This is a genomic window from Nocardioides sediminis (assembly GCF_003047295.1).
GTDB lineage: Bacteria > Actinomycetota > Actinomycetes > Propionibacteriales > Nocardioidaceae > Nocardioides > Nocardioides sediminis.
Window position 1 is genome coordinate 97,531 of record NZ_PZYZ01000004.1, and the last position, 18,015, is coordinate 115,545.

Consider the following 18,015-nt stretch of genomic DNA (forward strand, 5'->3'; position numbering starts at 1 on the left):
CCGCGCCGGTCGCCCTAGGATCGTCGCCGACAAGGGGGGAGTCGGCGCCGTGATCCAGGTCCTCGGGCCGCTGCAGGTCCTGCGCGACGGCGCACCGGTCGAGATCGGCTCGCCCCGCCACCGCGAGGTGCTGGCCGCCCTGGTGGTCGACGTCGGCCGGGTGGTGTCGACCGAGGCCCTCCTCGAGCGGGTCTGGGGCGACGTCGGCCGCGGCGCCAGCACCTCCAACCTGCACGCCGTCATCTCCCGGCTCCGCGCCCGGCTCCGGGTCGAGGACGGCGCGATCGGCATCGCGACGGCGTCACCGGGCTACCGGCTCGACGCGCCCGGTGCGGTCGACGCCCTCGCGTTCCAGGAGCACGTCGCCGCGGCCCGGCGGCGCGTGGCGGCGGGGGACCCGGCCGGGGCGCGTGCCGCGCTCGAGGCGGGGCTCGCCCTGTGGCGGGGCCCGGCCTACGCCGACGTGCCGCTGCCCTTCGCCGAGGTGGAGGCCGCCCGGCTCGACGGCCTCCGGCTGGCCGCCCTCGAGCTCGTCGTCGAGGCCGAGCTCGCGCTCGGGCTGCACGCCGACGCCCTGGACCGGCTGCCCGCCCTGGTGGCCGACCACCCCCTGCACGAGGCCTTCCGCGGCCAGCTCATGCTGGCGCTCTACCGCGCGGGCCGGCAGGCCGAGGCGCTGGACGTCTACGCCGAGGTCCGCGAGCGGCTGTCCGAGGAGCTGGGCATCGACCCCGGCCCCGAGCTGCGCGACCTCCAGGTACGGATCCTCGCCCAGGACCAGGACCTCCTGGCGCCGGAGGCGGGAGCCGCGCCGGGCGGCGTACCGGTGTCCGCCGACCCCGTCGCCGGCTCCGCGGACGCCGGTCCGGACGCGTCGTGGCACTCCGAGGTGGTGGTGCCCGCGGACCGGCTGGTGGGCCGCGAGCACGCCGTCGACTACCTGCGGGACCTCCTCGCCACGTCCGCGCAGCGGCTGGTGACCATCACGGGCGTCGGCGGGGTCGGCAAGACGCGGCTGGCCCACGCCGTCGCCCGCGCCTGCCGCCCCGACTTCCCCGACGGGGTCGCGGTCGTGTCACTGGCGCCGCTCGCGGACCCCGAGCTGGTCCTGCCGGCCGTCGGGCGCGCGGTCGGGTTGAGCGCGGTGGAGGGGCTCGACCCGGTGGGCGTCGTCGCGCAGCACCTGCGGGACCGCCGGACGCTGGTCGTGCTCGACAACGCCGAGCACCTGCTCGACTCGGCCGCCGGGATCGCCCGGCTCGTCGCGCTCTGCCCGCGCCTGAGCGTCGTCGTCACCAGCCGGACCACGCTGCGCGTGCGAGGCGAGCTGCAGTACCAGCTGACGCCGTTGGCGGTCCCCGGCGACGGGGAGGACCCGGGGCTCGTCGCCGAGGCGCCGGCCGTGGCGCTCTTCGTCGACCGGGCTCGCGCGGTGCAGCCGGGGTTCGGGCTGGACGCGGACAACGCGGCCGCCGTCGCCGGGATCTGCCGCAGGCTCGCGGGCATCCCGCTCGCCATCGAGCTGGCGGCGGCCCGCTCGCACCTGATGTCCCCGGCGGCCGTGTGGGAGCACCTCGACCGGGTCATGGCGGGCTCCGGCGCGCGCGACCTCCCGCCACGCCAGCGGACGATGCGGGCCGCGATCGACTGGAGCTACCAGCTCCTCGAGCCCGAGCAGCAGGCGCTGTTCCGGCGCCTCGCGGTCTTCTCCGACGGGTTCACCCTCGACGCGGTCGAGGCCGTCGCCGGCGGCGCACCCGGGCCGACCGGTGACGCCGACGTCCTCGCGCTGCTCGAGGAGCTCGTCGCCCACTCGCTCGTCCTCCGCGACCCCGACCACCCCGGCGTCGTCCGCTTCCGCCTGCTCGAGCCGGTCGCCCAGTTCGCCGCCGACCTGCTCGCCGACGACGAGGAGCAGGCCGTCCGCGACGCGCACCTCCACCACTTCCTGCGCCTCGCCGAGGACACCGAGCCCGGCTACCGCGGGACCCGCACGACCGAGGCGCTGACCGTCACGCAGCGCGAGCACGCCAACCTCGTCGCCGCGCTGGAGTGGGCGCTGGCGTCCGGCAGGGGCGACCTCGCCGGGAGGATGACCTGGGCGATGTGGCTGTTCTGGTGGCTGCGCGGCCACCTGCTCGAGGGGCGGCGGCTGGTGCAGGCCGTGCTCGCCCAGGAGCTCCCGGACCCCGTCCGGGTCCGCGCCCACGCGGTCATGGGGGCGATGACGTTCGCCCAGGGCGACACCGTCCTGGCCCGGCACTGGTGCCGCGGTGTGGTCCTGGCCCGCCGGATCGGGGACCTGGAGGGCGAGGCCCACAACCTCGCCGGTGAGGGCCTCGTCGCCCTCGCGGAGGACCACCTCGACGAGGCCGAGGTGCGCTTCGTCGAGACGGTGCGGCTGACCGAGGAGGCCGGACTGGCCGGCGAGTGGCTGTGGACCCTCGCGCACGTCTGGCAGGCGACGGTGCGCCTGCTCCTCGGCTTCCCCGGGCACGCGGTGCCGCTGCTCGAGCGCGCGCTCGAGGCGGCCCGGCGCCGGGACGACCCCCTGGCCATCTACATCGCCCTGTTCACCTCCGTCCAGGTCCGGCTGGTCGACGGCGACCTCGTCACCGCCCGCGCCCAGCTCGCCGAGGGCGTCCGGCTGAGCGTGGACACCGGCGACATGGCCAACCTCGCCTACTTCCTGGAGGCGCTGGCGGTGGTCGAGGCCCGCGAGCAGCACGCCCACCGGGTGGCCCTGCTGCACGGCGCCGCGCGGCGGCTGCGGGACACGGTCGGGGCCAACGTCTACGGCTACTACCAGCCCGACGAGCAGGCACTCGCCGACGCGCTCGCGGCCTCCCGCGACGTCCTCGGGGCGTCGTACGACGACGTGGTCGCGCAGGGACGTGCCCTCACGGTGGAGGAGACGGTCGCCCTCGCGACGGACCCCGCGACCGACTAGGTCGGGGCCCGGGCGGCGGTGGGCCGCGGGCGGGCGGCTCCCGACGCTGGAGGCCGGCGCGGCACGAAGGGCCGCAAGGACGCCGCGAGGCCGGCCGAGCTGCGGCAAGGCAACCGCAGGGCGACCGCAAGGCCGCCACGGCAGCGTGTGTGCTCCCGACGGACCTGTCGGGAACCACGACCGCCGGGAGACGCCCATGACCACCGACAGGACGGCCGACACGTCCGCGGAGCCTGACGCCACCTGCTGGCTGCCCGCCGGGTGGACCCACCCGGCGCACGTCCCGGTCGGAGCGGGGCACCACCTCCGACCGCTCCGCGCCGGAGACGTCGACCTCGACCTCGTGGCCGTGCTCGGGTCGCGTGAGCGCCTGTGGTCGGTCTACGGGCCCGCCTGGGGCTGGCCGCCGGCCGGCCTGACGCGCGAGCAGGACCTCGACCAGCTGGTCCGCCACGAGGCCGAGACCCGGGAGCACGAGTCCTTCAACTACGGGCTCTTCGACCGGGACGAGACCCGGCTGCTGGGCTGCCTCTACGTCGATCCACCGGAGAAGGTCGGCGCCGACGCCGAGATCTCCTGGTGGGTCGTCGACGAGCTGGTCGGCAGCCCGCTCGAGGCCGAGCTCGACGCGCTGGTCCCCGCTTGGATCGCCGCCGACTGGCCCCTGACGCGACCGCGCTACGTCGGCCGCGACCTGTCCTGGGACGACTGGCTCGACCTGCCCGACGCGGTCCCCGGGGGCGCCCCTGGGTGACACCCGGCCAGCGTCCCCGCACGACACCAGCACGACACCCCAGCCACGAAAGGCACCGCCATGAACAAGCTCCACCTGGCCCTGGTCGCGATGCTCGCCATCGCGCTCGGCCTGCTCTCACCGGCCCCGGTGAGCGCGACCACCACGACGTGGAACGACGGCTTCCACGACGAGGACCAGATCATCGACTGCATCACGAGCAAGCCCTCCACCGGCGTCAGCGCCAACGTCGGCTGGTCCTCGCCCTCCGGACAGGTGCCCAAGGTCGGCGAGAAGTTCTACCTGCGCGGGTACGTCGGCCTCGTCGGCCTGCCGTGCAGCGGCAAGGTCGGCATCCTGCCGGAGATCCTCGTCCCGGCCGGGATCGAGTTCGTCGAGGAGGACGTCCGCTGGGACCTCACGCCGGCCGGCCAGCAGCAGGTGCTGACCACCGACCCGCTCGCATTCGACCACGGGGCGAACGGCGGCATCCTGATGGGCAACGCCGACTACTCGCCGTTCACGCTGCGCCAGGGCGACGTGCTGGAGTTCCAGTTCCCCGTCCGGGCGACCCGGGAGCTCAAGGGCCCGGCCACCCAGCAGCCGCAGTGCCAGTCGCGCCTCGACGGTGACGCGCCCTGCCCGATCAACCAGGCCGGCGACCACCTCCAGATCGCCTTCACCGTGACCGGGCACGGCGGGGACAAGTACTACGTCACCCCGTTCGTGGGCCTCTTCGCCTCGCCGTCGAGCACCCCGACGCCCACGACGCCGGCACCGACGACGCCCACCAGCCCGGCGCCCGCACCGGCCCCCGGCGGCTCCCAGCAGCCGGGTGCCGCCCAGGGCAAGGCGGCCTCGACCACCACCGCGACGTGGCGTGCCTCGACCGCCCGGCGCGGCAGGGCCAAGGTCGTCGTCGCCTCGGCGACCGCGCCCACCGGCAAGGTCGTGGTCCGCGACAAGGGCCGCACGATCGCCCGTGCCACCCTGCAGGCGTCCCACCAGGGCCGGATCACCGTGCGGCTGCCCAGGCTGCGCAAGGGCAAGCACGTCCTGGTCGCGCAGTACCTCGGCTCGCCGACGGTGGCGGCCTCGTCCTCGGGCAAGCGCACCCTCCGGCTGCGCTGAGGCACCTCGTTCCGCAGCACCGCCCGGACGCCGTGACGCGTCCGGGCGGTGCTGGTGGGGCTTGGGACTACTTCACCTCCGAGCGGAGGACGGCCCGCAGTCCGACCAGGGCGGGGAGGACGAGCCACAGGACCGCGGTGACGGCGACCTGGGCCCACTGCTCGCCCTGGGGCGGGCCCTCGAAGAGGAACGACCGGGCGAGCTCGGCGTCGACCCACGGCTGGACGTCCACGAAGTCCGGCTGGTTGGTGGCCAGGATGCCGAACAGGGTGGGGAGCACGAGCGTCATCACGAAGTAGGTGACGAGCGCGGCCGGCGAGCTCCGGAGCAGCATCCCCAGCATCGTCCCGGTCAGCAGGCACAGCAGGCTGCCGATGACGATGGTGCCGAACTGGGCGGCCGAGAGGTCCCACACCAGGTCGGTGCCGGTGATGGCCGTGCCGACGACGTTGCCGACGACCCCCACGACGAGCGCCACCAGCATGGCCCCGACCCCGACCAGGACCGACGAGACGGTCTTGGCCAGCAGCACCCGTCCGCGGTGCGGCACCAGGGTGAAGGTCGTCAGCCCGGTGCGCTGGCTCCACTCGCCGGTGATCGAGAGGATCGCGATGATCGGCAGCACGATGGTCATCGGGAAGCCGATGGCCGCGGCGAAGGTGTTGTGGGTCAGCTGGTCGTCGGGGGCGAACAGGATCGTCCCGACGGTGGCGAGGACACCCACGATCACCAGGCTGGCCATCAACCAGAACCCGGAACGGGTGTTGAACATCTTGCGCAGCTCGACGCGGACGACGCGCCCCAGGGGGATGCCGGGGACCGGTCGGTGCTGCTCGTGCACGCCGGTGACGGCGGCGGTGGTGGTGGTCATGCTGCTTTCCTCTCTCGGTTCTTGCCTTCTCGCTGGTGGTCGGCGGTGAGCTCGAGGAACATGTCCTCGAGGCCGCCCTCGGTGTGCCGCAGCTCGGTGAGGACGACGCCCGCGGCGAACGCGACCTGGCCGATCCGCTCGGGCTCGCCGTCGGTGGCCACGGAGCCGTCGTCGGACACGGTGGTGTCCATCCCGGCGGCGTGGAGGGCCGCGCGCAGCGCCCTGGTGTCGGTGGCCCGGGCGACGCTGCCCACACCGCGCAGGAGGTCGGCCTTGGACCCCTGGCAGACGATCCGGCCGCGGCCGATCATGACGATGTCGTCGGCGATGACCTCGACCTCGCGGAGCAGGTGCGAGGACAGCAGGACCGTCCCGCCGCCGTCGGCGAAGTCGCGCAGCAGGTCGCGCATCCAGCGGATCCCGGCCGGGTCGAGGCCGTTGGCCGGCTCGTCGAGGACGAGCACCCGCGGGTTGCCGATGAGCGCGGTGGCGAGCCCGAGCCGCTGGCGCATGCCGAGCGAGTAGCTGCCGACGCGACGGTCGGCCTCGGTCGGGCTGAGGCTGACGAGGTCGAGCATCTCCTCGACCCGCCGGCCCGGCACGCCGGTCGTCCAGGCCGCGATGGTCAGGATCTCGCGGCCCGTGCGCCCGGCGTGCTGGGCGGACGCGTCCAGCATCACGCCGACGTCGAGGCCCGGGTTGGGCAGGTCGGCGAAGCGGCGGCCGGCGATGGTTGCCGTACCGGTCGTGGGCTTGGTCAGGCCGACCATCATCCGCATGGTCGTGGACTTCCCGGCCCCGTTGGGGCCCAGGAAGCCGGTGACCCGGCCGGCCTCGGCGGTGAAGTCGATGTGGTCGACGGCGACGGTCGAGCCGTACCTCTTCGACAGGTTCTCGACGGTGATCATGTGGGTTCCTCTCGTTGGTCGGGGAGTGCCTCCGACGCTAGGTACGGCGAGGGGTCGGCCGCGTCGTCGCGAGGTCGCGACCGCCGTGCGAGGAACGGACGACGGCGGGTCGTCCTCAGGTAGGACCCCGGGTGTCGGGACGACGCCGTCAGGACGCGTCGAAGAGCCCGGTCTGGTAGGCGAGCACGATCGCCTGGGCGCGGTCGCGCAGCCCGAGCTTCTGGAGCAGCCGGGTGACGTGCGTCTTGACCGTGGTGTCGCTGATGAACAGCTCCCGGCCGATCTCGGCGTTGGAGAGCCCACGGGTGATGAGCTCGAAGACCTCGAGCTCGCGCGAGGTGAGGGTCGAGACCTCCGGCGGGGGGACGCGCACCTGCGCCTGGGCGAAGTGCCGGATCACGCGGCGGGTGACCGCGGGGGAGAGCAGCGCCTCGCCGGCGGCCACCGTCCGCACCGCCGCGAGCAGCTGCTCCGGTGGGTCGTCCTTGAGCACGAACCCGCTCGCCCCGGCTCGCAGGGCCTCGAAGACGTAGTCGTCGAGGTCGAAGGTGGTGAGCACCAGGACCCGGGCGGTGCCGTCGGCGGCCAGGATCCGGCGCGTGGCCTCCAGCCCGTCGAGCTCGGGCATCCGGATGTCCATCAGGATCACGTCGGGGTGGAACCGTGCGGCCTGGGCGATCGCGTCCCGCCCGTTGCCCGCCTCGGCGACCACCTCGATGTCCGTCTCGTCGGCGAGCAGCAGCCGGAAGCCGGCGCGCACCATCGACTGGTCGTCCACCACGAGCACCCGGATGGTCACGGCGAACCTCCCCCCACGGGCAGCCGCGCCCGGACGAGGAACCCGCCGCCGGGCGCCGGCCCGGCCGACATCTCGCCACCGAAGATCTTGACCCGCTCGCGGATGCCGACCAGCCCGTGGCCGTGACCGTTGACCGTCGTACCGGCCCGGCCGTCCCGGTCGCCCGGGTCGCGCACCTCGAGCCGCAGCGCCTCGGGCTCGTAGGCCACCACGACCTCCGCCCGGCCGGCGCCGGAGTGCTTGAGGCTGTTGGTGAGCCCCTCTTGGACGATCCGGTACGCCGAGAGGTCGAGGCCCGCGGGCAGCGGGCGCGGCTCGCCGTCGGTCCGCACGGTGACCTCGAGCCCGGCGGCGCCCACGTCGCGGACGAGGCGGTCCAGGTCGGCCAGCCCGGGGTGGGGACCGAGCTCGGCCTCGTCGCCGTCCTCGCGCATGGCGTTGAGCAGGCGGCGCATCTCGGCCAGCGCCGTCCGGCCCGCCTCCTCCACGTTGCGCAGTGCCTCCCGGTCGGCCCCCGCCGACTCCGGCATCCGGTGCCGCACCGCCCCGACCTGGAGCACGATCACGCTGACGGCGTGGGCGACGACGTCGTGCAGCTCGCGGGCGATGCGGGCTCGCTCCTCGGCCACCGCCACCCGGGCGGCGGCCTCCCGCTCCCGCTCGGCACGGGCCGCCCGCTCCTCGGCGGCCTCGGTCCGCTCGGTGCGCTCACGCAGCGCCCAGCCGACCAGCCAGCCGAGGGCGAACATCACCGGGACCGAGATGAGGTCGTCGGTCGACGAGCTCGGGCCGTTGCGCACCACGACGAGCGACCCCGCCAGCACGATGACCAGCCCGAGCCGCGACAGCGACGCGTTGCGCTGGCTGCCCAGCAGCACGGCGGCGCCCATGCCGGCGACCAGGATTCCCGCCCCGTTGACGATCAGCTGCCCGTCGAGGAAGGACAGGGCGGCGCACACCAGCCAGGTCGCGGCCGGGGCGGCGAAGGGGAACCGGCGGCGGGCCAGCAGGACCAGCACCGCGAAGGTGATGCCGACGAGGCCGAGCGCGAACAGCGGGCCGCTCGGGTTCTCCAGGTCGTCCCGCAGCACGGTCGCCACCGCGGTCACGACCGCGGTGACGACGACCAGGAGGTCGAGACCATGCCTGGTGAGGAACAGCCGGACCCGGCTCACCTCGTCACCGTACGACGCCCCCGCACCACGCGGCGTCCGCTAAAAGGAGGACAACGGCTCGTCGTCCGGTACCCCCCGGGAGGAGGCCTTCCGACGACGCGCTCCGGCACCGACGCGCCTAGCGTCGCTGGCATCTTCCTTCCACTGCTTCCCACCCAGGAGATCGTCATGAACACCGAGCACGAGCAGGGCACCTTCGTCCGCACCCGGTCCCGCCACAACGGCTACTACGCCGGTGACTTCAGCAACCAGCCGTTCCCCTCGCGGCACCAGCTGGACCAGCTCCTGCACCTGCGCCGGCCGGCTGTCGGCACGGCTTGGTAGACAGGGACCCATGACCACGGTGACGACGGACGACGTACGACGCGAGGCACGGGACGCCGCCGAGCGCCACCTCCGCGCCCTGGTGGGCCGCGAGGACGCCGTCCTCCGCGAGGACCAGTGGGCGGCCATCGAGGCCCTGGCCGTCGACCGTCGCCGGGCGCTGGTCGTCCAGCGCACCGGGTGGGGCAAGTCCGCGGTCTACTTCGTCGCCACGCTGCTGCTGCGCTCCGCGGGAGCCGGCCCGACCGTCATCGTCTCGCCGCTGCTGGCCCTGATGCGCAACCAGATCGAGGCCGCCGAGCGCGCCGGCATCCGGGCGGTGACGATCAACTCCACCAACATCGAGCAGTGGCAGCCGATCAACGACGCCATCAACGCGGGCGAGGTCGACGTGCTGCTCGTCAGCCCGGAGCGCCTCAACAACCCCGGCTTCCGTGACGAGGTGCTGCCGCGGCTGGCCGCCACGTCGGGGCTGCTGGTGGTCGACGAGGCCCACTGCATCTCCGACTGGGGCCACGACTTCCGCCCCGACTACCGCCGCATCCGCACCCTGCTCGGCGACCTTCCCGACGGGATCCCGGTGCTCGCCACCACCGCCACGGCCAACGCGCGGGTGACCGCCGACGTCGCCGAGCAGCTCGGGGGCGGGCTGGACCCGGCCGCCGACGAGCGGTCCGGCGTGCTCGTCCTGCGCGGGTCCCTCGACCGCGAGTCGCTGCGGCTGGGGGTGATGCGGCTGCGGACCGCCGAGCAGCGGCTGGCGTGGCTGGCCGACCACCTCTCCGAGCAGCCGGGCTCCGGCATCGTCTACTGCCTGACCGTCGCCGCGACCCAGGAGGTCGCGGCCTACCTGCGGGAGCGGGGGCACGAGGTCGCTGCCTACTCCGGCCAGACCGACCCCACCGAGCGCCAGGCGCTCGAGGCCGACCTGGTGGCCGGGCGCGTCAAGGCGCTCGTCGCCACCTCCGCCCTCGGTATGGGGTTCGACGCGTCCCTCGGCTTCGTCATCAACCTCGGGGCGCCCCAGTCGCCGGTGGCCTACTACCAGCAGGTCGGTCGCGCCGGCCGCGGCACCACCGAGGCCAGCGTGGTGCTGTTGCCCCAGCTCGAGGACCGCGACATCTGGGCCTACTTCGCCGGGCTGTCCTTCCCGCCCGAGCAGCTCGTGCGGCAGACGATCGACGTGCTCGCCGGCTCGGACCGCCCCCTGTCGACCGCGACCCTGGAGACCTACGTCGACCTCGGGCGCAACCGCCTCGAGGCGATGCTCAAGGTGCTCGACGTCGACGGCGCCGTCCGCCGCGTCCAGGGCGGGTGGGAGGCCACCGGCCGCGAGTGGGTCTACGACGCCGACCGTTACCAGCGCGTGCGCGAGGCGCGCGAGCGCGAGCAGGCCGCCATGCTGGCCTACCTCGACACCGACGCCTGCCGGATGCGCTACCTGCGCGAGCAGCTCGACGACCCGGAGGCCGTCGACTGCGGCCGCTGCGACAACTGCGGCGGGCTGACCCTCGCGGCCACCGTCTCCGACGAGGCGGTCGCCTCGGCCAGCGCGCGGCTCTCGCGCCCCGGCGTGGCGATCGAGCCGCGCAAGATGTGGCCGACCGCCCTGGCCAACCTCGGGCTCGACCTCAAGGGCAAGATCGCCGCCGGTCCCGACGAGGGACGGGCGATCGCCCGGCTGACCGACCTCGGGCACGGCCAGGCCCTGCGCGAGCTCTTCGCCGAGGGCGTCGCCGACGGCCCGGTCCCGCCCTCCCTGGCCGCGGGCCTGATGACGGTGATGAAGGACTGGTCCCAGGAGTGGGCCGAGCGCCCCGTCGCCATCGTGCAGGTCGAGTCGGCCACCCGTCCCCAGCTCGTCGCGGACCTCGCCGCGGGCCTCTCCCGGGTGATGCAGCTGCCGGTGGTCGGCCACTGGGCGATCGCGGACACGTCCGTCGATCCCGGGCGCGGGGCCACCAACTCCGCCCAGCGGGTGGCCGCCGTGACCCGCCGCTACGAGCTGCGCGCCGACGTCCCCGCCGGTCCGGTGCTGCTCGTCGACGACCTCGTCGTCACCGGCTGGACCCTCACCGTCGCGGCCGCTGCGCTCCGCGACGCCGGCGCCACCGCCGTGCTCCCCGTGGCGCTCGGCACCCAGGCCTGACGTTCGCCGCGCCCGGCGCCCCCGGGCCCGCCGGGCTGCGCGCCGGAGCGGTGCAGCAGCCACATTTCCAGTGACCCGGAAGGTGGCAGGTCCACCGCCCGTCGTACGACGACGGCCCGCCCCTCGAAAGGAGGGACGGGCCGCGGACGCCGGACGTGCGGGGAGGCTCAGTGGCCCAACATTGCCGTGGCGTCGACCGGGGCGACCTTCTTGCGGGGCAGGAAGGCGGCCGGGATGAGGCAGCAGGCGACCAGGATCGTGGCCACGACGAAGACGGTGGCGAACGCGTCGGCCATGTCGGCGGGCACCTGGGCCAGCACGGCGTTGAGCTGGTCGGGGCTGAGCCCGAACTGCTGGAGCAGCGCGGCGACGGCGCCCTGGTCGTCACCGGCGGCCTGGACGGCGCCGGCGATCGTGACCGACTCCTTGTTCTTGAGCTCGTTGGTGAGGATCACCGAGAACAGCGCCGTGCCCATCGAGGCGGCGACCTGCTGGGTGATGTTGAGCAGCGTGGAGCCGCGGGCCACGTTGTGCGCGGTCAGCGTGGCCAGTGCCGCGGTCATGATCGGCATCATCGTGCCGCCCATGCCGAGGCCCATCACGAACAGGGCGCCGAGGATGAACGGGTAGGAGGTGTCCGCGCCGATCTGGGTGAACATCGCCATGCCGACGGTGATCACCGAGATGCCGGTGAGCACGATCTTGCCGGGGCCGATCCGGTCGGCCAGGATGCCCGCGATCGGCATGGTGATCATCGCGCCGATGCCCTGCGGGGCGAGCAGCAGGCCGGCGCCGAGGGCGTCCTCGCCGCGCACCTGGATGAAGTAGAGCGGGAAGAGCAGCGAGGCGCCGAAGAACGCGATCGCGAAGAGCATCATGGCGATCACGGCGACGGTCATGTTGCGGTTCTTGAACAGGCGCAGCTCGACCAGCGGGTGGATGTTGCGGCGGTTGAGCGCCCACGGGACGAACGCGACGATCAGCACGATGCCGAGCACCATCGGGACCAGCACCTCCGATGCCAGCGCGGTGCCGTGCTCGGGGATCGAGCTGACGCCGTAGAGGAACGCGGCGAGGCCCGGCGAGAGGAGGAGCATGCCCAGCCAGTCGAAGGTCTCCGACGGCTCGACCTCGTCCTTGGGCAGCACCACCCAGGCGTAGGCGATGGCGGCGATGCCGATCGGCAGGTTGATGAGGAAGATCCAGTGCCACGAGGCGCTGTCGATCAGCGCGCCACCGAGGATCGGGCCGAAGATCGGGCCCAGGAGCATGGGGATGCCGAGCACGGCCATCACGCGGCCGACCCGCTCGGGACCGGCGGCGCGCGTCAGGATCGTCATGCCCAGCGGCATCAGCATGCCGCCGCCGAGGCCCTGGAGGACGCGGTAGAGCACCAGCATCTCCAGACTGGTGGCGGTGGCGCACAGCACCGAGCCGGCGGTGAACAGCAGCACGGCCAGCAGGTAGAGCCGCTTGGTCCCGAAGCGGTCCGCCGCCCAGCCGGTGAGCGGGATGACGCTCGCCAGGGCCAGCGTGTAGCCGGTCATCGTCCAGGCCACCTCGGCGGCGGTCGCGTCGAACTCGCGCTGGAAGGTCTCGAGCGCCACCGACACGACGGTGATGTCGAGGATGGACATGATCGCGCCGAGGACGACGACGCCCGCGACGAGGAGGACGCCCCGGTCGAGCTTGTCGGAGTCGCCCGCCGGGGTGCCGGCAGGCTGCTGCTGGATGTCTGTGGTCACCGGAGAATGGTGACAGTTGCCACCGACAACCACGTAATCCTTTTCGACGTGCTCCGGGTCACCCCGAAGCAGGGCCGTCGAGGTCCTCGATGCGCGCGAGGCTCGGCGCCCGACGTTGCCGGATCTCGCGCGCGCCCGACTCCACGTCGCGCATGACCCGGAGCACGTTGCGGCAGGTCAGGCGGGCCAGGTCGTCGGCGGACCAGCCCCGGTCGGCGAGCGCGGCGAGCAGCGCGGGATAGCCCGTGACGTCCTCGAGCCCCCGCGGCAGCACCTCCACCCCGTCGTAGTCGCCGCCGAGCCCGACGTGGTCGATCCCGGCGACCTCCCGGACGTGCTCGCAGTGGGCCACGACGTCGGCGAGGTCGGCGACCGGCTCCGGGTGGGCGGCGCGGTAGGCGGAGTAGAAGGGGGAGAAACGGGCGTTGTCGGCCTCCGCGATCCCCTCGGCGGCCGCCGCCTCGACGGCGCCGCGGTGCCAGTCGGCGCACGCCTGGTTCACGAACTTGGGCACGAAGGTCACCATGCAGACCCCGCCCTGGTCGCGCAGCATCTCCAGCACGTCGTCCGGGGCGTTCCGGGGGCTGTCGGTCACCGCGCGCGCCGAGCTGTGGCTGAAGATCGCGGGCACCTCGGCCACCGCGAGGGCGTCGCGCATGGTGTCCGCCGAGACGTGGGACAGGTCGACCATCATCCCGAGCCGGTTCATCTCGCGCACGACCTCGCGGCCGAACGCGGTGAGCCCGCCTGCCACCGGGCGGTCGGTGGCGGAGTCGGCCCACGGGGTGTTCGCGTTGTGCGTCAGCGTGAGGTACTGCACCCCCAGCGCGTGCAGCCGGCGCAGCGTCCCGAGCGAGCAGTCGATCGAGTGGCCGCCCTCCGCGCCCATGAGGGACGCGATGCGACCGTCGGCCCAGGCGGCCTCGACGTCCTCGGCGGTGCGCGCCAGCACCAGCCGGTCGGCGTACCGCTCGGTCAGGGCGTACGCCGCGTCGACCTGCTCCAGCGTCGCGCTCACCGCGTGGTCGCCGGTCAGCCGGGTCGGGACGTAGACCGACCAGAACTGCGCGCCGACCCCGCCCTCGCGCAGTCGCGGCAGGTCGGTGTGGGTGGGCGTGCCCCCGGCGCCGACGTCGAGTGCCTCGAAGTCGTAGCCGGCCTCCTCGCGGGCGGTCCACAGCAGGTCGTTGTGTCCGTCGACGACGGGGTGCTCGGCGAGCAGTGCGCGGACGTCCACGTCAGGCGAGCAGGGCCTCGACGCGGTCGACCACCTGTGGGTCCTGCGGCTCGACGACGGGGCTGAACCGGGCGACCACGGCGCCGTCGGCGTCGACGAGGAACTTCTCGAAGTTCCACTGCACGTCCCCGGCCTCGCCCTTCTCGTTCGGCGTGGCCACGAGGTCGCGGTAGACCTCGTGGCGGCCCGCGCCGTTGACCTCGACCTTCTCGCTCATCGGGAAGGTGACGCCGTACGTCGCGGAGCAGAACTCCGCGATCTCCTCCGACGTGCCCGGCTCCTGGCCCCCGAACTGGTTGCACGGCAGGCCGACGACGGTGAAGCCGCGGTGGCCGTACTTCTCCTGGAGCTCCTCGAGGCCGGTGTACTGCGGGGTGAGCCCGCACTTGCTGGCGACGTTGACCAGCAAGGCGGGCTGCCCGCCGGTCAGGTCGCGCAGGGTGCCGGGGGTGCCGTCGAGGCGGGCGAGGGTCGCGTCCAGGATGCTCATGGGGCACGACGCTAGCGTGGGCGGGTGAGCTTCGTCCCGGTGAGCGGTCCCGCGACGTTCCGGGCGGCGGCGCTGCCCCGCGAGGGGACGGTCGAGTTCACCGACGTACGCCGCACCGTCAGCCTGCCGGTCCGTGGCGCGCTGCCGGTGCTCACCCGGGCCCACGCCCGGGACGACGTGCACCCCAGCGTGGCGCTGCTCAGCGGCGCCGCCCTGCTCGGCATGAGGCTGGTCGCGGCGGGACGGTTCGGTCCGGACGAGACGGGCACCAGCTGGCGGGTCGCCGGCCTCGACGCCGCGGACGAGGACCGCATCGTCCAGCTGGCCCGGGCCCGGGCGGACGAGGGTCTCGAGGTCGCGACGGCGGAGGGCATCGTCCGCGCCGTGCTGGACGCGGTGGTCGACGCGATGCCGCGGGCGGCGCCCCTGGCGACCCGGCGCAGCCCGGCCCGGGCCGGGCCGGAGCCGCACCGGGTCGACCCCGACTTCACCCGCCGGCTCGAGGAGCGCATCGCGCGCGCCCGGGCCCGCGGCAACGACGACCGCCCGCAGCTGGTCGACGTCGCGCTGCGCGTCGAGGCCGACGAGGAGGAGCTGGTCGCGGGCGCCGTACGCCTGGTCCTGCAGGTCGTGGCCGCCGACAACCCCGCCCACGTCGCCGACGCCGCGCTGCTGTGGACCGAGGCCGACGAGCCGGGCAGCGGCCACGGCTTCGGCGACCGGGCACGCACCCACGCGTCGATCGCGCTGCGGGCGGCCGCCGTGGCGTGGCCGGTGCTCGACCGGCTGCTCGCGCTCCGGGTGCCCGACCAGATCACCCTGGACAGCGACGAGCTGCTCAGCCTGCTCGACGAGGGGGTGGCCGCCCTCGACGCGATCGGCGTGCAGGTGCTGTGGCCGCGCTACCTCGACCGCGACGTGACCTCGCAGGTGGTGCTGTCCGGCCCACCGGCGTCGCGCGAGGAGCCGCTCCAGACGGGGCTCTTCGGGCCGGACGCGCTCTTCGGGTTCTCCTGGCAGCTCGCGCTGCACGGGGACGCGCTGACCGAGGAGGAGATGGACGACCTGTCGCGGGCGGCGACCCCGATCATCAAGATCCGCGACAACTGGACCATCGTCGACTCGGCCGTGCTCGCGCGCGCCCGCAAGCGGCTGATCCGGCGGGTCGCGCCCGCCGCCGCCCTCGCCGCCACGCTGACCGAGGTCGTGCAGGTCGAGGACGTCGAGCACCAGGCGGTGGTCGGGGCCTCGCTGCTCGCGGTCCGCGACCGGCTGCGGACGGCCGCGGTGGGGGAACCGGTCGAGGTGCCGTCCGGGCTGGCGGCCACCCTGCGCGACTACCAGCGGCACGGGTTCTCGTGGCTCGCCGAGCTCACCTCGCTCGGGCTCGGGGCGTGCCTGGCCGACGACATGGGGCTCGGCAAGACGGTCCAGCTCATCGCGCTGCACCTGCACCGGCACGAGGAGGGCGTCGATCGAGGCCCGACGCTGGTGGTGTGCCCGGCGTCCCTGCTCGGCAACTGGGAGGCCGAGGTACGCCGGTTCGCGCCCGGCGTACCCGTCCGGCGCTTCCACGGCGGCGCGCGCACGCTGGAGGGGCTGGAGGTCCTCGGCGACCCCGGCTTCGTCCTCACGACGTACGGGACGATGCGCAACGACGCCGATCTGCTGGCCACCGTGCCGTGGGGCCTGGTCGTCGCCGACGAGGCGCAGCACGTCAAGAACGCCCGGTCCTCCACGGCCCGGGCGCTGCGCACCATCCCGAGCGCCGCGCGGGTCGCGCTCACCGGCACCCCGGTCGAGAACGACCTCACCGAGCTCTGGGCGATCCTCGACTGGGCCATCCCCGGCCTGCTCGGCAGCCGCAACGCCTTCCGCAAGGTCTGGGCGGCGCCCATCGAGTCGGGGCTGGAGCCGACCAAGGCGAGGCAGTTCGCCGACCTGATCGGCCCGTTCCTGCTGCGCCGCCGCAAGTCCGACCCCGGCATCGCCCCCGAGCTCCCGGCCAAGACCGAGACCGACCACCTCATCGGCCTGACCCGCGAGCAGGTCGTGCTCTACGAGACCTACGTCCGCGACTGCATGCGCCGCATCGAGGAGGCGGACGAGGACACCCGCCGGGGCCTGGTGCTCAAGCTGCTGACGGGCCTCAAGCAGATCTGCAACCACCCCGCGCACTTCCTCAAGCAGGCCAACCCGCGGCTCGGCGGCCGGTCGGAGAAGCTCGACCTCCTCGACGAGCTGATCGGCACGGTGCTCGCCGAAGGTGGCGCGGCACTCGTCTTCACCCAGTACGTCGCCATGGCGCGGCTGCTCGAACGGCACCTGTCCCGCGCCGGGGTGCCCCACCAGTTCCTCCACGGCGGTACCCCGGTGGCCGAGCGGGAGGCGATGGTGGCCCGCTTCCAGGCCGGTGAGACGCCGGTCTTCCTGCTGTCGCTCAAGGCGGGCGGCACCGGGCTCAACCTCACCGCCGCCGACCACGTCATCCACGTCGACCGCTGGTGGAACCCCGCGGTGGAGGAGCAGGCGACCGACCGCGCCTACCGGATCGGGCAGACCCGGCCGGTGCAGGTCCACCGCTTCGTCACCCAGGGCACGATCGAGGAGAAGATCGCCGAGCTGCTCTCCCGCAAGCGCGCCCTCGCCGACACGGTGCTCGGGCGCGGGGAGGCCGCCCTGACCGAGCTCAGCAACGACGAGCTGCGCGACCTGGTGGCGCTGCGGGACCCCGACGCCGGCAGCCCGGGCGGCCCGGGACCGTCGTGACCGGCGAGCACACCGTCACCCACCCGCGCCTCGCGCCCCGCCGCGGAGGCGGGCCCGGCACCTGGTGGAGCAAGGCGTGGGGGCGGGCGGTGGAGGAGTCGGCCTTCGCCGTCGCCGAGCTCCGCCGCGGTCGTGCCCTCGCGCGCGCCGGGGAGGTCGGGGCGATCGCCGTCGACTCCGGCTCCGCGCTCGCGGCCGTCTCGGACGGCGACGACACCTGGACCGTCACCGTCAGCGTGCCCGTGCTCGACGAGCGCGACGCGGCCACCTTCGTCGAGCTGGTCGCCGCCGAGTCGGGGCGGGTCGCCGCGCTGCTCGCCGGTCAGCTGCCGCACGCCCTGCTCGAGGCGGGCGAGGAGGCCGGCATCGAGCTCCTGCCGTACGCCGGAGAGCTGGGGTCGACCTGCGGCTGCGACGCGTGGCTGGACCCGTGCCCGCACGCGCTGGCCGTGCTGACCCAGCTGGGGTGGCTGCTGCAGGGCGACCCGTTCGTGCTGCTCCAGCTGCGGGGGCTGTCCCGGGAGGCGCTGCTGGCGGGGCTGCACGAGCTCGCGACCCGCGCGGGTGGGAGCGGTGACGAAGGTTCGGGGCGCGCCGACGAGGACGACCCGGCGGCCGAGGACCTCGCCGTGGCCGAGGACGCCGCCCTGCGGGCCGCGCGGATGCTGGCGGCGCTCGACGCCGACCCGGAGGTCGACCTCGCGCGCTGGTGGTGAGGGTCCGAGCAGACGCGA

14 protein-coding genes are annotated in these 18,015 nt (G+C 74.1%); 7 read left to right on the plus strand and 7 right to left on the minus strand.

Annotation, left to right across the window (positions count from 1 at the left end):
- The first annotated feature begins 49 nt into the window (after positions 1-49).
- From DAI17_RS11160 to DAI17_RS11170, 3 genes are all read left to right on the plus strand, one after another.
- The gene (locus DAI17_RS11160; protein ID WP_107773005.1) at positions 50-2,950 is read left to right on the plus strand and encodes a BTAD domain-containing putative transcriptional regulator; all 2,901 of its coding nucleotides are present in this window, start codon (positions 50-52) and stop codon (positions 2,948-2,950) included.
- A gap of 196 nt (positions 2,951-3,146) precedes the next feature.
- Positions 3,147-3,704, plus strand: a complete 558-nt coding sequence (locus tag DAI17_RS11165; protein WP_107773006.1) for a GNAT family N-acetyltransferase — start codon at positions 3,147-3,149, stop codon at positions 3,702-3,704.
- A gap of 60 nt (positions 3,705-3,764) precedes the next feature.
- Positions 3,765-4,814 (plus strand): Ig-like domain-containing protein, encoded by a 1,050-nt coding sequence (locus tag DAI17_RS11170; RefSeq protein ID WP_107773007.1) that lies wholly within the window; start codon positions 3,765-3,767, stop codon positions 4,812-4,814.
- 67 nt (positions 4,815-4,881) lie between these two features.
- Here the strand turns inward: DAI17_RS11170 and DAI17_RS11175 are convergent, their stop codons facing one another.
- The 4 genes from DAI17_RS11175 to DAI17_RS11190 all read right to left on the minus strand — a co-directional run bounded on the left by DAI17_RS11175 (position 4,882) and on the right by DAI17_RS11190 (position 8,567).
- Positions 4,882-5,685 (minus strand): ABC transporter permease subunit, encoded by an 804-nt coding sequence (locus tag DAI17_RS11175; RefSeq protein WP_107773008.1) that lies wholly within the window; start codon positions 5,683-5,685, stop codon positions 4,882-4,884.
- Positions 5,682-6,593, minus strand: coding sequence for an ABC transporter ATP-binding protein (locus tag DAI17_RS11180; RefSeq protein ID WP_107773009.1), 912 nt, complete (start codon positions 6,591-6,593; stop codon positions 5,682-5,684). Before DAI17_RS11180 ends, DAI17_RS11175 begins: the two co-directional genes overlap by 4 nt.
- A 148-nt stretch (positions 6,594-6,741) precedes the next feature.
- Positions 6,742-7,392 carry a response regulator gene (locus tag DAI17_RS11185; RefSeq protein WP_107773010.1) on the minus strand — a complete coding sequence of 217 codons (651 nt, stop codon included), beginning with the start codon at positions 7,390-7,392 and terminating at the stop codon, positions 6,742-6,744.
- Complete coding sequence (locus DAI17_RS11190; RefSeq protein ID WP_107773011.1) at positions 7,389-8,567, minus strand: sensor histidine kinase; 1,179 nt, start codon at positions 8,565-8,567, stop codon at positions 7,389-7,391. Before DAI17_RS11190 ends, DAI17_RS11185 begins: the two co-directional genes overlap by 4 nt.
- 168 nt (positions 8,568-8,735) lie before the next feature.
- On the opposite strand from DAI17_RS11190, the gene DAI17_RS20975 reads away from it, so the two are divergent.
- Together DAI17_RS20975 and DAI17_RS11195 are read left to right on the plus strand one after the other, a co-directional pair.
- On the plus strand, positions 8,736-8,891 hold the full coding sequence (locus tag DAI17_RS20975) for a hypothetical protein (RefSeq protein WP_159081486.1): 156 nt from the start codon (positions 8,736-8,738) through the stop codon (positions 8,889-8,891).
- A gap of 10 nt (positions 8,892-8,901) precedes the next feature.
- Positions 8,902-11,040, plus strand: a complete 2,139-nt coding sequence (locus tag DAI17_RS11195; RefSeq protein WP_107773012.1) for a RecQ family ATP-dependent DNA helicase — start codon at positions 8,902-8,904, stop codon at positions 11,038-11,040.
- A 167-nt stretch (positions 11,041-11,207) separates the two neighbouring features.
- Here DAI17_RS11195 and DAI17_RS11200 read toward each other — a convergent pair whose 3' ends face one another.
- The 3 genes from DAI17_RS11200 to DAI17_RS11210 are packed head-to-tail and all read right to left on the minus strand — an operon-like array spanning position 11,208 to position 14,512.
- On the minus strand, positions 11,208-12,785 hold the full coding sequence (locus tag DAI17_RS11200; RefSeq protein ID WP_234412450.1) for a DHA2 family efflux MFS transporter permease subunit: 1,578 nt from the start codon (positions 12,783-12,785) through the stop codon (positions 11,208-11,210).
- A 58-nt stretch (positions 12,786-12,843) separates the two neighbouring features.
- Complete coding sequence (locus DAI17_RS11205) at positions 12,844-14,022, minus strand: dipeptidase (protein WP_107773013.1); 1,179 nt, start codon at positions 14,020-14,022, stop codon at positions 12,844-12,846.
- Between the two features lies 1 nt (position 14,023).
- Positions 14,024-14,512, minus strand: coding sequence for a glutathione peroxidase (locus DAI17_RS11210; protein WP_107773014.1), 489 nt, complete (start codon positions 14,510-14,512; stop codon positions 14,024-14,026).
- 24 nt (positions 14,513-14,536) lie between these two features.
- On the opposite strand from DAI17_RS11210, the gene DAI17_RS11215 reads away from it, so the two are divergent.
- Positions 14,537-17,281, plus strand: a complete 2,745-nt coding sequence (locus DAI17_RS11215) for a DEAD/DEAH box helicase (protein WP_107773015.1) — start codon at positions 14,537-14,539, stop codon at positions 17,279-17,281.
- Positions 17,278-17,997, plus strand: a complete 720-nt coding sequence (locus DAI17_RS11220; protein ID WP_107773016.1) for an SWIM zinc finger family protein — start codon at positions 17,278-17,280, stop codon at positions 17,995-17,997. Before DAI17_RS11215 ends, DAI17_RS11220 begins: the two co-directional genes overlap by 4 nt.
- The last annotated feature ends 18 nt before the right edge of the window (positions 17,998-18,015 follow it).

What these genes read in the sequence shown, in the direction of transcription:
- DAI17_RS11165 (WP_107773006.1), top strand. Translation starts at nt 3,147, where the DNA reads ATGACCACCGACAGGACGGCCGACACGTCCGCGGAGCCTGACGCCACC.
- DAI17_RS11170 (WP_107773007.1), top strand. Translation starts at nt 3,765, where the DNA reads ATGAACAAGCTCCACCTGGCCCTGGTCGCGATGCTCGCCATCGCGCTC.
- DAI17_RS11175 (WP_107773008.1), bottom strand. Translation starts at nt 5,685, where the DNA reads ATGACCACCACCACCGCCGCCGTCACCGGCGTGCACGAGCAGCACCGA.
- DAI17_RS11180 (WP_107773009.1), bottom strand. Translation starts at nt 6,593, where the DNA reads ATGATCACCGTCGAGAACCTGTCGAAGAGGTACGGCTCGACCGTCGCC.
- DAI17_RS20975 (WP_159081486.1), top strand. Translation starts at nt 8,736, where the DNA reads ATGAACACCGAGCACGAGCAGGGCACCTTCGTCCGCACCCGGTCCCGC.
- DAI17_RS11195 (WP_107773012.1), top strand. Translation starts at nt 8,902, where the DNA reads ATGACCACGGTGACGACGGACGACGTACGACGCGAGGCACGGGACGCC.
- DAI17_RS11210 (WP_107773014.1), bottom strand. Translation starts at nt 14,512, where the DNA reads ATGAGCATCCTGGACGCGACCCTCGCCCGCCTCGACGGCACCCCCGGC.